Annotated in this window: 12 protein-coding genes; 6 read left to right on the top strand and 6 right to left on the bottom strand. The window is 64.9% G+C overall.

Features of this window, described 5'->3' with window-relative positions; translation table 11 throughout:
• Nucleotides 1-58 precede the first annotated feature (58 nt).
• Entirely contained in the window at nt 59-262 is a 204-nt protein-coding gene (locus tag QFZ88_RS20160) for a hypothetical protein (RefSeq protein ID WP_024927144.1), read from the bottom strand.
• A gap of 96 nt (nt 263-358) precedes the next feature.
• On the opposite strand from QFZ88_RS20160, the gene QFZ88_RS20155 reads away from it, so the two are divergent.
• The 3 genes from QFZ88_RS20155 (at nt 359) to QFZ88_RS20145 (ending at nt 3,038) form a co-directional block, all read left to right on the top strand.
• Nucleotides 359-1,279, top strand: coding sequence for a LysR substrate-binding domain-containing protein (locus tag QFZ88_RS20155; RefSeq protein WP_036255187.1), 921 nt, complete (start codon nt 359-361; stop codon nt 1,277-1,279).
• Nucleotides 1,280-1,361: 82 nt separating this feature from the next.
• Nucleotides 1,362-2,618, top strand: a complete 1,257-nt coding sequence (locus tag QFZ88_RS20150) for an aminopeptidase (RefSeq protein WP_024927145.1) — start codon at nt 1,362-1,364, stop codon at nt 2,616-2,618.
• A gap of 63 nt (nt 2,619-2,681) precedes the next feature.
• Nucleotides 2,682-3,038, top strand: a complete 357-nt coding sequence (locus tag QFZ88_RS20145) for a DUF488 domain-containing protein (protein ID WP_024927146.1) — start codon at nt 2,682-2,684, stop codon at nt 3,036-3,038.
• Nucleotides 3,039-3,048: 10 nt separating this feature from the next.
• Here the strand turns inward: QFZ88_RS20145 and QFZ88_RS20140 are convergent, their stop codons facing one another.
• The 5 genes from QFZ88_RS20140 to mtnK all read right to left on the bottom strand — a co-directional run bounded on the left by QFZ88_RS20140 (nt 3,049) and on the right by mtnK (nt 9,535).
• Nucleotides 3,049-3,396 (bottom strand): ArsC family reductase, encoded by a 348-nt coding sequence (locus tag QFZ88_RS20140; RefSeq protein WP_024927147.1) that lies wholly within the window; start codon nt 3,394-3,396, stop codon nt 3,049-3,051.
• A 204-nt stretch (nt 3,397-3,600) separates the two neighbouring features.
• Complete coding sequence (locus tag QFZ88_RS20135) at nt 3,601-5,976, bottom strand: aldehyde dehydrogenase family protein (RefSeq protein ID WP_024927148.1); 2,376 nt, start codon at nt 5,974-5,976, stop codon at nt 3,601-3,603.
• Between the two features lie 21 nt (nt 5,977-5,997).
• Nucleotides 5,998-7,011: a deoxyribose-phosphate aldolase gene (deoC, locus tag QFZ88_RS20130; RefSeq protein ID WP_024927149.1), complete on the bottom strand. Its 1,014-nt coding sequence runs from the start codon at nt 7,009-7,011 to the stop codon at nt 5,998-6,000.
• Between the two features lie 155 nt (nt 7,012-7,166).
• The gene (gene mtnA / locus QFZ88_RS20125) at nt 7,167-8,267 is read right to left on the bottom strand and encodes an S-methyl-5-thioribose-1-phosphate isomerase (RefSeq protein WP_024927150.1); all 1,101 of its coding nucleotides are present in this window, start codon (nt 8,265-8,267) and stop codon (nt 7,167-7,169) included.
• Nucleotides 8,264-9,535, bottom strand: coding sequence for an S-methyl-5-thioribose kinase (mtnK, locus tag QFZ88_RS20120; RefSeq protein WP_024927151.1), 1,272 nt, complete (start codon nt 9,533-9,535; stop codon nt 8,264-8,266). The genes mtnA and mtnK overlap by 4 nt, the downstream gene beginning before the upstream one ends.
• A 138-nt stretch (nt 9,536-9,673) precedes the next feature.
• Between mtnK and QFZ88_RS20115 the strand changes: the two genes are divergently transcribed.
• From QFZ88_RS20115 to QFZ88_RS20105, 3 genes are all read left to right on the top strand, one after another.
• The gene (locus QFZ88_RS20115; RefSeq protein ID WP_024927152.1) at nt 9,674-11,185 is read left to right on the top strand and encodes a sugar ABC transporter ATP-binding protein; all 1,512 of its coding nucleotides are present in this window, start codon (nt 9,674-9,676) and stop codon (nt 11,183-11,185) included.
• A gap of 73 nt (nt 11,186-11,258) precedes the next feature.
• Complete coding sequence (locus QFZ88_RS20110; RefSeq protein ID WP_024927153.1) at nt 11,259-12,254, top strand: ABC transporter permease; 996 nt, start codon at nt 11,259-11,261, stop codon at nt 12,252-12,254.
• A 40-nt stretch (nt 12,255-12,294) separates the two neighbouring features.
• Nucleotides 12,295-13,350, top strand: coding sequence for a substrate-binding domain-containing protein (locus QFZ88_RS20105; RefSeq protein WP_024927154.1), 1,056 nt, complete (start codon nt 12,295-12,297; stop codon nt 13,348-13,350).
• Nucleotides 13,351-13,394: the final 44 nt, after the last annotated feature.

Below are 13,394 nucleotides of genomic sequence, written 5' to 3'. Positions count from 1 at the left end.
ATAAAACCGTGCGCTTGCGAAGCAATGCGTTTCGCTTGGGCCAGTTGGCCGGCGCCCGTCAGGCGCCGCAGCAGCGCGGCGTGGTCTCGAACGTGGTGCGCCGCGCGGTCAGCCTGAACGGCATGTCGCCCAATTCGCGTTCCGACATCGTGTCGAGAACGGGATGCGAAAGCGGGTCGCGAACCCAGCCGGCGACGTCACCGTCCGCCAGACGGTACAGCCCGATTTCCCGAAACGGGTTCAGCAAGGAGAAAAGCTTCATGGCCGCAGATCCCTCGATCTGTTTCTGCCGGCGATTTTGCCACTATGCGCTTTGGATTCAATTGAGATTTACGTGCGCACGGTTTAGAAAAACTTCATGGCCCCCTTGAACCGAATCCATCTCAACGGATTGCGCGCCGTCGAAACCGTGGCGCGGCTGGGCTCATTGTCGGCGGCAGCGGCCGAGCTCGGTGTTTCGCCGAGCGCCGTCAGCCAACAGATCAACCGGACGGAGCGGCAGCTCGGGCTCGCACTTTTCGAACGCACGCCGGCCGGGCTGGCGCTGACCGATTTCGGCGACCAGTTCACGACGCGGCTGGGCAAGGGTTTTCGCGAGCTGACGCAGGCGGTGGCACTGGCGGACGAAGCTTCGCGCTGCACGCTGGTGGTGTCGGCTGCCCCAGCCTTTGCCTCGAAATGGCTGATGCCGAGACTGTCGCGTCATTTCACCCGCTTTCCCAACGTGCTTCTGCGCATCGACGCCTCGGTGCGGCTGGTCGATCCCGGCAATTCGGAAGTCGACATCGGCATCCGGCTGGGCAACGGCAAATGGCCGGGGCTGCGCGCCGAATTGCTGATCGAGCAGGAAATCTTCCCGGTCTGCGCGCCGGCGATCGCGGCGAAGCTGAAGACGGTCGCCGACCTCGCCAACGCCTATGCGATCACCGACGAGCGCACGATGATCGCCTGGGAGAGCTGGTTCAGGGCCGCCGGCGTCGAACCGCTGACATTGCTGAAGGGCGCCTCGTTCACCGACCCGATGCTGTGCCTGGAATCGACCATCGCCGGCCACGGCGTCATGCTGGGCTGGCAATTGTTGTGCGCCGACGCGCTGGCCGACGGGCGCCTGGTGGCGCCGTTTGGCGTGCGGGCGCCGAGCGGCCTCGGCTACTGGATGGTAACCGCGACTGAAGACCCCGAGAGCCGCAAGGTGCGCGACTTCAAGGCATGGCTGCGCGAGGAGATCGCGGCGACCATGGCCACCTTCGTCACCCCGACAGAACCGGCCTTCGCCTGACCGAGGACCAATGGCTTGTTGTGGAAAGCCCGGCCCCGGCGGTCTATGTAGAAACAATGTCACCAACAGCCGAGGCCAGACCATGACCAGCCACGCCCGCGATTTTTCCGCAGCCATCGCCCCGGTGAAGCTCGACCGCATGGCCGAGGTCGCGATCAAGGTTGGCCTGCAATTGCAGCCCGGCCAGGACCTGGTGCTGACATCGTCGATCGCGGCACTTCCGCTGACCCGCAAGATCATCGAGCATGCCTACAAGGCCGGGGCCGGACTGGTGACGCCGATCTTCAACGACGACGAGATCACGCTGGCGCGCTTCCGTTATGGCGCCGACGCCGGTTTCGACCGCGCCGCCGGCTGGCTCTATGAAGGCATGGCCAAGGCCTTCGCCAACAATGCGGCGCGGCTTGCGGTGCGCGGCGACGACCCGTCGCTTTTGTCAGCCCAGGACCCCGCCAAGGTTTCGCGCGCCAACAAGGCGAATTCGATTGCCTATCAGCCAGCGCTGGAGAAGATCACCGGCTTCGACATCAACTGGAACATCATCGCCTATCCGGAACTGGCCTGGGCACGCCAAGTGTTTCCGGGCGAGACCGACGATGTCGCGGTGGCCAAGCTGGCGGACGCGATCTTTTCGGCAAGCCGAGTCGACAATGACGATCCGATCGGTGCCTGGAAGGCGCATAATGCGGCGCTGGCCAAACGCACGGCCTGGCTGAACGGTCACAATTTCCATGCCCTGCATTTCAGGGGTCCGGGCACCGACCTCACCGTCGGTCTCGCCGACGGGCACGAATGGATGGGCGGCGCCTCGACCGCCAAGAACGGCATCACCTGCAACCCCAACATCCCGACCGAGGAAGTGTTCACCACGCCGCATGCCATGCGCGTGAGCGGCCACGTGTCCTCGACCAAGCCGCTCTCCTACCAGGGCACGCTGATCGACGAGATTTCGGTGCGGTTCGAGGAAGGACGCATCGTCGAGGCGAAAGCCTCCAGGGGCGAAGACGTGTTGCAGAAGGTGCTGGACACCGATGCTGGCGCGCGCCGGCTGGGCGAAGTGGCGCTGGTGCCGCATTCCTCGCCGATCTCGGCCAGCGGCATCCTGTTCTACAACACGCTGTTCGACGAAAACGCCTCCTGCCACATCGCGCTCGGCCAGTGCTATTCGAAGTGTTTTGTCGGCGGCGACAAACTCAGCCAGGACGAGATCGCGGCGCGCGGCGGCAACAAGAGCTTCATCCATATCGACTGGATGATCGGCTCCGGCAAGGTCGACATCGACGGCGTCAACAAGGATGGTTCGACCGTGCCGGTGATGCGCAAGGGCGAATGGGCCTGACGCGCCGGGCAGCCTGAACGGCAACCGGGCGGTTATGCTGCCCGGTGCCATGGGGAAACGGCCATGGCATTCGATATTGCGGTCAAACGGGTCTATGAGCCGCCGGCGGCTTCCGACGGCCAGCGCGTGCTGGTTGACCGCGTCTGGCCGCGCGGAATGACCAAGGAAAAGGCGGCGCTGACGCTATGGCTGAGGGACATAGCACCGAGCGATGCCCTGCGCAAATGGTTCGACCACAAGCCCGAACGCTGGGATGAATTCCAGGCGCGCTATCATGAAGAATTGTCCGGCAGGCAAGAGCCGCTCAGCGAACTCGCCAGCCTTTTGGAACATGGCCGCGTCACCCTGCTCTACGGCGCCCATGAAGAGCGTTTCAACAATGCGGTCGCGCTTGCGGACTATCTACGAAAGCAGGCCTAGGAAGCTCGCCTCAGCCGAGCTCGCGCTCGTAGACATCCGGCTTGAAGCCGACCAGCAGCCGGTCGCCCAGATCGAGCACCGGGCGCTTGATCATGGTCGGGTTGGCCAGCATCAGCGCCTTGGCTTTCCTGGCGTCGATGCCCTGCTTGTTGTCGTCGGGCAATTCCTTGAAGGTGGTGCTCGCCTTGTTGAGCAGCACTTCCCAGCCGAGCCGGTCGATCCAGCCCTGCAGGCGGTCGGCTTCGAGGCCCGAGGCGCGGTAGTCGTGGAAGGCGTAGGCGACCTTGCGGCCTTCCAGCCAGACGCGCGCCTTCTTGATCGTGTCGCAGTTCGGGATGCCGTACATGGTGATGGTCAAGGCGATGTTCCTCGGTTCGTCCGGAACCGGGTAGCCGATTCGGAGCGATGGCGCTCTCTTCCTTCTCCCCGTTTTACGGGGAGAAGGTGCCCGAAGGGCGGATGAGGGGCGGCGCCAGGCTGGCGAAGATTCGCTCTGCCCCTCTCTGCCCTGCCGGGCATCTCTCCCCGCAAGCGGGCCGAGAAAGGCAGCTTCGACGATGCCCTACTCGCCGTACGGCACCCAGATGTTCTTCACCTGGACGGCACGGGACAGGATCTCCCTGCCCTCGCCTTGGCGTGCGTCATACCAGTCGCGCTGTACGGTCTCCGCCCAGACCTGCTTGAGGTTGCCGGTTGACGCCTTTTCGATCCTGGCTGCGGCTTCGCGGCCGCCGAAATACCAGATGCCGTCGACCTCCTCGTGCTTGGCCAGCTCCAGCGCCAGCGCGTCGCGGTCGCCAGTGACGATGTTGACGACGCCGTCCGGCACATCCGAAGTCTCCAGCACCTGATAGAAGTCGGTGGCGGCCAGCGCTTGACGCGATGACGGCACCACGACGACACGGTTGCCCATGGCGATCGCCGGCGCGAAGGTGGAGACGAAGCCGAGCAGGCCATGCTCTTCCGGGCAGGCGATGCCAAGGATGCCGAGTGGCTCGTTCATGGCGAGTGCAACGCCACGCAGCGGCGGCTTGTGCACCGCGCCCTCGAACTTGTCGGCCCAGGCGCCGTAGGCGAACAGCCGCGAAACCGAGGCGGCGACCTCCCTGGCCGTATCCTGCTTGCGCCGGCCGGTCATGGCGGCGAGACGGTCGGCGAACTCGCCCGATCGGGCATCGAGGTTTTCGGCGATGTAATAGAGGATCTGCGCGCGGCTGTGCTCCGCGGTCGTCGCCCAGCCGGTCGCCTTGCGCGCGGCTTCGACGGCGTTGCGGATATCCTTGCGGTTGCCTTCGCCGACCTCGCCGACCAGCGCGCCGGAGGGCGAGACGACGGGGCGCGAATAACCACCATCCGGCCGCGCCTGCTTGCCGCCGACATAAAGCTTGGCGGTGCGATCGACGAAGCCGGTCGAGACGACGTCGCCATTGGCTTCGACTGTTGGCAAGACGGCAATCGGCTTGGCCTTCGCCAGCCATTTCGGCTTGCAATAAGCGGCCAGCCCCTCACGGCCGCCTTCGCGGCCATAGCCGGATTCCTTGTAACCGCCGAAGCCGACACCGGCGTCGAACATGTTGGTGCCGTTGACCCAGACGACGCCGCATTTCAGCTTCGGGGCGATGTCGAGCGCCAGCGACAGCGTCTCCGACCAGATCGATGCGGCAAGGCCATATTCGGTGTTGTTGGCGAGCTCGATCGCCTCCGCCGGGGTGCGGAAGGTTGTGGCGACCAGCACCGGCCCGAAAATCTCGACACGCGAGACGGTGGCGGCCGGATGCACGCCGGTGAGCAGCGTCGGCGGATAGAAGCAGCCCTTGGCCGGCACTCCCGCCTTGGGCTGATGCAGGATCGCCCCTTCCTTGACGCCGACATCGACCAGTTCGCGGATGCGCGCCAATTGAACCGGGTGCACGATGGCGCCGATGTCGATGGCCTTGTCGAGCGGGTCGCCGACGCGCAGCGTCTCCATGCGGCTCACCAACTTGGCGATGAAGCGCTCCTGCACGCTTTCCTGCACCAGCAGGCGCGAGCCGGCGCAGCAGACCTGGCCCTGGTTGAACCAGATGGCGTCGACCACGCCTTCAACCGCCGCATCGAGATCGGCGTCGTCGAAGACAATGAAAGGCGATTTGCCGCCGAGTTCCAGGGTCAGGCTCTTGCCCGAACCGGCGGTCGCCTCGCGAATGCGGCGGCCGACTTCGGTCGAGCCGGTGAAAGCGATCTTGGCAACGCCCGGATGATTGACGATCGCCTCGCCTGTCGCGCCATCGCCGGTGACGATGTTGACCACGCCTTCGGGCAGGCCGGCCTTCTGGCAGATTTCGGCGAAGAGCAGCGCGGTGAGCGATGTGTATTCGGCGGGCTTCAGAACAACAGTGTTGCCGAGCGCAATGGCTGGCGCGATCTTCCAGGCGAGCATCAGCAACGGGAAGTTCCACGGGATGATCTGGCCGCAGACGCCGAGCGGTTCCTTGTCGGCCAGTTCGCCGTCCATCAGCTGTGCCCAGCCGGCGTGATGGTAGAAATGGCGGGCGACCAGCGGGATATCGATGTCGCGGGTCTCGCGGATCGGCTTGCCGTTGTCGAGCGTTTCGACCACGGCGAACAGGCGGCTGTGGCGCTGGACGAGACGGGCGATCGCATAGAGGTAGCGGGCGCGGACATGCCCGGGAAGTGCCGCCCAGGCTGGCTGGGCCTTGCTTGCTGCCTTGACGGCGGCGTCGATGTCGGCGGCATTGGCCTGCGCCAGCCGTGTCAGCACCTCGCCGTTCGACGGCGACATGGTCTCGAAGCTTTCGCCTGATTTCGCCTTCTTCCAGGCGCCGCCGATGAACAGCTTGGTCTCGCCGCCCAGACCCTTGATCCAGGCACGCGCTTCCTTGTCGCTCTCCGGCGCCGGGCCATATTCCATCGTGTCCAATATCTCAGCAATCGACATGCAGGATCCCCGTCCGGCCCGTTAAGCCATCGCGTGGTGGCTGAAGGCCGCGTAACGGCCGGTGACATAGTGTTCGAGCTGCCGCTCGATGTCGGCAAGCAGCGACGACGCACCGAAGCGGAACAGGTTCGGCTGCAGCCAGTCGTTGCCGAGCTCTTCCTTCATCAGCGCCAGATAGGCCATCGCATCCTTAGCGGTGGAGATGCCGCCGGCCGGCTTGTAGCCGACGACATGGCCGGTCATTTCGCGGTATTCGCGGATGGCGCGGATCATCACCAGCGTGACCGGGAGCGTGGCGTTGATCGCTTCCTTGCCGGTCGAGGTCTTGATGAAATCGGAGCCGGCCATCATCGAAACCCACGAGGCGCGCGCGACATTGCGCAGCGTCTGCAGATCGCCGGTGGCGAGAATGGTCTTCATGTGGGCAGGCCCGCAGGCCTCCTTGCAGGCCTTCACCTCGTCGTAGAGCGCCTGCCAGTTGCCGGTCAGCACATGCTCGCGGGTGATGACGATGTCGATTTCCTCGGCACCGTCGGCGACCGAAGCCTCGATCTCCTTCAGCCGCGTGTCGAGCGGCGACAGCCCCGCCGGGAAACCGGTGGAGACGGCGGCGACCGGAATGCCGGAACCCTGCAATGCCTCGACGGCGGTGGCGACGAAACGGTGGTAGACGCAGACCGCGCCGGTGGTGATGGTGCGCCCGCCAAGGCCGAGCGCCTCCTGCAGGTCGGCGCGCAGCGGCTGACGTGCCTTGGCGCAGAGGCGCTGGACACGGCCGGCGGTGTCGTCACCGCTCAGCGTGGTGAGATCGATGCACTGCAAGGCGCGGACCAGCCAGGCGGCCTGCCATTCCTTCTTGACCGTGCGGCGGCCGGCCAGCGACGCAGTGCGCCGCTCGGCGGCGGAGAGATTGACGCGGACAGCCTCGATCGGGTCGAGCGAGAACGGCACCGGTGGATTGTAGGGGTGCGGCTGGTTGGCAAAGGCGGCAGCGCCGGTGGGCTGGCTACCCCTGTGCTTGTCGACGACGTTCATCTCACACCTCCCATACGCCCGGCCACGATCGCGAAGCGGCAACCGCGCCGAAACGCCCATATTGCGCGAATCGCGAAGCCCGCCAAGGCTCAATCAGCCATGGCGGGCTTTCGTCGGGGCAGAGTTGAACGGGAGATACCGGCCGGCGGCCGGGGTCAGCCTTGCCTGCGTTCCGGGAACAAAGCCGCCAGCCCGTCGCGCGAAGCCTTGGCAACACCGCGTTCGGTGATGAGGCCGGTGACGAGGCGCGCCGGCGTCACGTCGAAGGCGGGATTTCCGGACGGCGACGTCTCCGGCGACACGCGCACCTGGACGATCTCACCGGTAGCGGCCTTGCCTTGAACGTAGGAAACCTCGTCGCCCGAGCGCTCCTCGATCGGGATTTCCGTCAGCCCGTCGGAGACGGTCCAGTCAATGGTCGGTGACGGCAGCGCGACATAGAAGGGGATGTCGTTGTCCTTGGCGGCTAGCGCCTTCAGATAGGTGCCGATCTTGTTGCAGACATCGCCATTGGCGGTGGTGCGGTCGGTGCCGACGATGACCATATCCACCTCGCCATGCTGCATCAGGTGGCCGCCGGCATTGTCGACGATCAAGGTGTGCGGCACGCCATGGCCGGCCATTTCCCAGGCGGTGAGCTGCGCGCCCTGATTGCGCGGGCGCGTTTCGTCGACATAGACGTGGACCGGAATGCCGGCCTCGACCGCCAGATAGATCGGCGCGGTGGCGGTGCCGTAATCGACCGTCGCCAGCCAGCCGGCGTTGCAATGGGTGAGGATGTTGACCCGTTCGCCCGGCTTCTTCCTGGCGGCGATCTGCTTGATGATGGCGAGCCCGTTGCCGCCGATGGAGCGGTTGAGTTCGACATCCTCGTCGGCGATCTCGGCGGCGCGCTTGTAGGCGGCGGCGACGCGCTCGGCCACGGGCAGCGGCTTCAGGAGCTTGCGCATTTCATCCAGCGCCCAGCGCAGGTTGATCGCGGTCGGACGCGTTTCGTTGAGCTTTTCCCAGGCATCGTCGAGGGCGGCGTCGGACGCATCCTGGCGCATCTGGATGGCCATGCCATAGGCGGCGGTGACGCCGATCAACGGCGCGCCGCGCACCCACATGTCGCGAATGGCGACGGCGACATCGTCCACCGTCGACAGGGTGACGACGCGGAACTCATGCGGCAGCCAGCGCTGGTCGATGATGTCGACCGAGCGGCCGTCCTCGTTCAGCCAGATGGTGCGAAAATGCTTGCCGCCAACGTTCACGCGTATGCTCCCTTCTCGATCAGCGCGGCCAGCGCGTTGACCTCTTCAATGCTGTGGATGGCGCGGCGGTTGACCGCGATATGGCGACCGAAGCGCAGTGCCTTGGCCTCGCAGACGGCGCGTTCCGCCTCGTCCTCGATGGTCTCGAAATCGGCATTATGGGCGAGGCCGAGAATGCGGCGATGCGCCTCGACCCCGGCGAAACCAAGCAGATCCTGCCAGAGGTCGTGCAGCACCCCGTCAAGCGCCTGTTCGGCGCCAAGCGCGTCGCCGCGATCCTCGAACAGGCTGCGGGCATAGAGCATGCCGGTGCGCTCGGTGCGCCACAGGCGCGAGAATTCGGCGCGGAAGACGGACCAGATACCGGTGACGGTCTGGAGCAGGTAAGCGCGCATCGCCTCGCGCGAACCATCCTGTTCATGGCCGGACTGCGAGAAATAGGACATCCAGAAATTGGAAAGCAGCATGCCGACGTCAAAGGCCATCGGCCCGTAGAAGGCGAATTCGGGATCGATGACGCGCGTATCGGCGTCTGTCACCATGATCGAGCCGGTATGCAGATCGCCGTGCAGCAAGGTCTCGGCATTGGCGGCGAAGAGGTGCTTCAGACGCTGGGCCTCGACCTTCAGGTCGCGGTCGGCGCGCAATTCGGCAACCAGCGGGTCGAGCGCCGGCGTATGGCGGTTCAGCGTCGCTTCGAAATAGGGATCGGTGAAGACCAGGTTCTCGGTGATGTCGCACAGTTCGACATTGTCGGCGAACAACGCCAGATCGGCTTTGCGTTCCCGCGCGGCCATATGCAGGTCGGAGCCGCGGAACAGGGTGCGCGCCACGAACAGGCCGAGATCCTCGGCGATGCGCGGCGGCTGGCGACCGGCGATCAATTCCTTGCGCAGGATGATGTGCGGCGTCAGGAATTCCATGACGATCAGCGCCTGCGCCTCGTCGAAATGCAGAATGGCTGGCACCGAGCCCTTGCCGGCGCGCACTTCCTGCCTGACCAGCGCATGATATTCGAAGAAGGAACGCTTCAGCGGCAACGGCCAGCTTTCGCCCACCAGCCGGACATAGGGCAAAGCCTGCTTGACGACGACCGAGCCCTTCGCGCCCTCGACGATGAAGACGAGGTTCAGATTGCCATCGCCTACCTCGCGAACGCGCCAGGCCGAAACGTCCTTGCCGAGATGATCGGCCAGGGCCGCAAGGCCGCCGAGCCTCGCGGGCAATGTTTCAACAGTCAGCGCCTCGAAAGAAGCATTTTTTGCCATGTCGGCCTCCCGATCCGCGTCGCCGTTTCTGTTAGCGAACGGTCATGACAGGTAAAAGGCTAGGAGTGGTTCTGTCATTTGTCAATCGTGTTGACAAATGACGAGATTGTTCCTAGCGTCAGGGTCAAGGAGGAGAAAATGGCCGCAGAAGCCGTGTTCCGCATTGCGGATTTGAAGAAATCCTTCGGCTCGATCCAAGTTCTCGGCGGCGTCAGCCTCGACCTGCATCCAGGCGAGGTGACGGTGCTGATGGGCGCCAATGGGGCGGGCAAGTCGACGCTGGTGAAGGTGATCAGCGGCGTGCATTCGCGTGATGGCGGCGCCATGACACTGGGCGCCGCCGACTTCGCGCCGAAGAGCCCGGCGGAGGCGATCCGCGCCGGTGTCGTCACCGTGCACCAGAACATCAACGACGGCGTCGTCGCCGCGCTCGATGTCGGCACCAACCTGACGCTCGACCGGCTGAGCGGCAAGGGCCAGCCTTTGCTCTTCAGCCCGCGCCGCGTGCAACGCGAGGCGCGTGCCGTGGCCGAGCGCATGGGCCTCGACATCGATCTCAGCGCCGCCATCAGCGATCTGACCCTGGCCGACCGCCAGATGGTGGCGATCGCTCGCGCCATGGCGCATGAGCCCAAGGTTCTGATCCTCGACGAGCCGACGTCGTCGCTGTCCAGCGCCGAGGCCAACCGGCTGTTTTCGCTGGTCGACCGGCTGAAGTCGCATGGCGTTGCCATTCTGTATATCTCGCACCGCATGTCGGACATCCGCCGCCTGGCCGACCGCATCGTTTCGCTGCGCGACGGCCAGATCGTCGGCACATTCGACAAGGCGCCGCTCGACTATGAGGGCGCGGTCAACGCCATGCTCGGCCGCAAGGTCCATCAGAACGCCTTCGCCGCCAAATCCGGCGGCAACACGATCTTCTCCGCCGAAAATCTGGTGATCGCCGACGGCGCCAGACCGATCTCGCTGTCGCTCGGCGATGGCGAGATCGTCGCGGTGACCGGCCTGGTCGGTGTCGGCAAGACGGCGCTCGCCGAAACGCTGTTCGGACTGCGCCGGCCGCATCGTGGCGCGATGACCTTGAACGGACGCGCCTATGCCCCGCGTTCGCCGGCCGAGGCGGTCGGCGCCGGTGCCTTCCTGGTAGCCAAGGACCGCGCCGAGAACGGCATCGTCGGCGCCTTCAACATCTTCGAGAATATGAGCCTGCCATTTCTGAAGCGGATTTCGGCTTTTGGCGTGCTGCGCCGAGGCACTGAGCGCGCCATCGCTCGCCGGCAGATCGACGAACTCGGCATCGTCTGCCGCACCGAAAAGGACGAGATGTCGACCTTGTCGGGTGGCAACCAGCAGAAGGTGATGGTGGCGCGCTGGATGGCGCAGCCCTCCGCACTGTTCATGCTGGACGAACCATTCCAGGGCGTGGACATCGCCGCGCGCCGCGACATCGCCGCCAAGCTCAGGGCAAGTGCCGCCGGCCGCGCGACGCTGGTCTTCGTCACCGAAATCGACGAGGCGTTGGAGACGGCGGACCGCATCCTGGTCATGTCCGAGCACACGATCGTCGGCGAACACAAGAACGAACGCGTCGACATGGACCGGCTGCTGGCGGAAGTCGCCGGCCAGACGGTGCGGGGCGCGGCCTGAAATGAACAGTTTGAAGGGGGCGCAAATGGCGCGGCAATCCGGCATGTTTTTTGGCAGCGAAGGTCGCGCCTAGATGAGCCTGCGTGACATTGCCGTGCGCTACGGCTTCCTGGTGCTGTTCGTGGCGCTCGTGGCCTATTTCGCCTCCACCGCCGACGGCTTCGTGTCGCCGCAGAGCGCGGTGTTCATCTTCCAGTCGGTGGCGATCACCGGCATCCTGGCGCTTGGCGTCACCGCAACGCTGGTGGTGGGCGGTTTCGACCTCTCCATCGGCTCGGTGGCAACGAGCTCGATGATGGCTGCCGCCTATGTGATGGTGGTGCTGAACCAGAACGCGCTGGTGGCGGTGCTGGTCTGCCTCGCCATCGGCGTGCTGATCGGCCTGATCAACGGCTTCCTGATCGTCTATATGCGCGTGCCGGATCTTCTGGCGACGCTCGGCATGATGTTCCTGCTGCTTGGCCTGCAGCGCATCCCGACCGAAGGCCGCTCGATTGCCACCGGCATGACCATGCCCGATGGCTCGGTGGCACCCGGCAAATTCAGCGACGCGTTCCTGGCGCTCGGCCGCTACCGCTTCGATTTCTTCGCGCCGAACCTGGTGCCGGTTTCCGTCGTGGTGCTGGTGGTGCTGGCGGTAGCGATCTGGTTCTTCCTCGAATACACGCGTTTCGGACGCATGATGTATGCCGTCGGCTCCAACGAACGGGCGGCCGAACTCGCCGGCGCGCCTGTCAAGGCATACAAGATCTGGGCCTACGTGATTTCCGGCATATTCGCCTCAATCGGCGGGATTTTGCTCGCCGCCCGGCTTGGACGCGGCGACATCGCCTCGGGTAACAATCTGCTGCTCGACGCGGTGGCGGCGGCGCTGATCGGCTTCGCCGTTTTGGGTGCTTCCAAACCCAATGCGTTCGGCACTGCTGTCGGCGCGCTGTTCGTCGGCGTGCTCTTGCAGGGACTGACCATGATGAACGCTCCCTACTACACCCAGGATTTCGTCAAGGGCGGAGTGCTCGTGGTCGCGCTCGTCTTCACTTTCGCCCTGTCGACCAGGGCCAAACGGTAATTGCGGCAATCAACGACTAAAAACCAAGCGGAGGACTTAGATGAAATTTGATCGCAGAACACTCGCCAAGCTGGTCGTCGGCCTGCTCGGCGCCACGGTGCTGGGCTTCTCGCCAGCGCTGGCGCAGGACAAGCCGGCGCCCTTCGACAAGCCGGGCCAGGTCAAGATCGCGCTGGTGCGCTATCTGTCGACCGGCGACTTCTTCCAGGCCTATCTGGCCGGCGTTCAATCGCAGGCCAAGGCGCTCGGCGTCGACCTGCGCGTGCTGGACTCCAAGCAGGACGCAGCCCTGCAGGCCGACATGGTCGACCAGGCCATCGCGCTTGGCGTCAACGGCATCATCATCCAGCACGGCCTGACGGAATCGATGAAGGACGCGGCCCAGCGCGCGGTCGACGCCGGCATCAAGGTGGTGGCCTTCGACGTGAATGTCGAAAACCCGAAGATCCCGCAGATCGAGCAGTCGGACCGCGACCTTGCCCGCCTCGCGCTCGAGCAGGCGATCAAAGACAATGGCGAAAGCTGGAAGTCCGGCTATGTCTATGTCGCCGGCATCGCGCCGCTCGACCGCCGCAACGAGACCTGGGTCGACTTCAAGAAGAAGTATCCGGGCATCAAGGAAGCCGCGCAGTTCGGCACGCTGGACAACCCGATCGCCAATTCGGTGGCCAACCAGGCGCGTTCGGTGCTGTCGGCGAACCCGGACATCAAGGTGATGTTCGCGCCTTACGACGAATTCGCCAAGGGCGTGAAGATCGCGGTTGACGAGGCCGGCCTCTCGAAGGGCGTCAAGATCTACTCGGCCGACATCTCGACCTCGGACATCGCGGCAATGCGCGAGCCCGACAGCGCCTGGGCAGCGACCGCTGCCACCAACCCGGCCGTGGTCGGCCAGGTCTCGGTGCGCGCGCTGGCGCAGCTTCTGGCCGGCGAAGACCCGGGCAAGAGCGTCGTCGTGCCGCCGACACTGATCACCCAGAAGGAGCTGATCGACAAGGACATCAAGAACATGGAAGATCTGTCGGCAAAGCTGCCCCAGTTCGCCCACGCCGATGTCGCCATGCCGAAGTGGATGCCGAACCCGAACGCCAAGTAGGCGCCAGGCAAAGATTTGTTGGACGGCGGCCCGCTTCGGCGGGC

The organism is Mesorhizobium sp. YL-MeA3-2017 (assembly GCF_030814575.1).
GTDB lineage: Bacteria > Pseudomonadota > Alphaproteobacteria > Rhizobiales > Rhizobiaceae > Mesorhizobium > Mesorhizobium terrae.
Note: the sequence above shows the minus strand (reverse complement) of the source record. Positions and strands in the feature narration are given on the sequence as shown.

Bases quoted from the DNA above. Each gene is read 5' to 3' on its own strand.
- QFZ88_RS20160 (WP_024927144.1), bottom strand. From the start codon at position 262: ATGAAGCTTTTCTCCTTGCTGAACCCGTTTCGGGAAATCGGGCTGTAC.
- QFZ88_RS20155 (WP_036255187.1), top strand. From the start codon at position 359: ATGGCCCCCTTGAACCGAATCCATCTCAACGGATTGCGCGCCGTCGAA.
- QFZ88_RS20150 (WP_024927145.1), top strand. From the start codon at position 1,362: ATGACCAGCCACGCCCGCGATTTTTCCGCAGCCATCGCCCCGGTGAAG.
- QFZ88_RS20145 (WP_024927146.1), top strand. From the start codon at position 2,682: ATGGCATTCGATATTGCGGTCAAACGGGTCTATGAGCCGCCGGCGGCT.
- QFZ88_RS20135 (WP_024927148.1), bottom strand. From the start codon at position 5,976: ATGTCGATTGCTGAGATATTGGACACGATGGAATATGGCCCGGCGCCG.
- deoC (WP_024927149.1), bottom strand. From the start codon at position 7,011: ATGAACGTCGTCGACAAGCACAGGGGTAGCCAGCCCACCGGCGCTGCC.
- mtnK (WP_024927151.1), bottom strand. From the start codon at position 9,535: ATGGCAAAAAATGCTTCTTTCGAGGCGCTGACTGTTGAAACATTGCCC.
- QFZ88_RS20115 (WP_024927152.1), top strand. From the start codon at position 9,674: ATGGCCGCAGAAGCCGTGTTCCGCATTGCGGATTTGAAGAAATCCTTC.
- QFZ88_RS20110 (WP_024927153.1), top strand. From the start codon at position 11,259: ATGAGCCTGCGTGACATTGCCGTGCGCTACGGCTTCCTGGTGCTGTTC.
- QFZ88_RS20105 (WP_024927154.1), top strand. From the start codon at position 12,295: ATGAAATTTGATCGCAGAACACTCGCCAAGCTGGTCGTCGGCCTGCTC.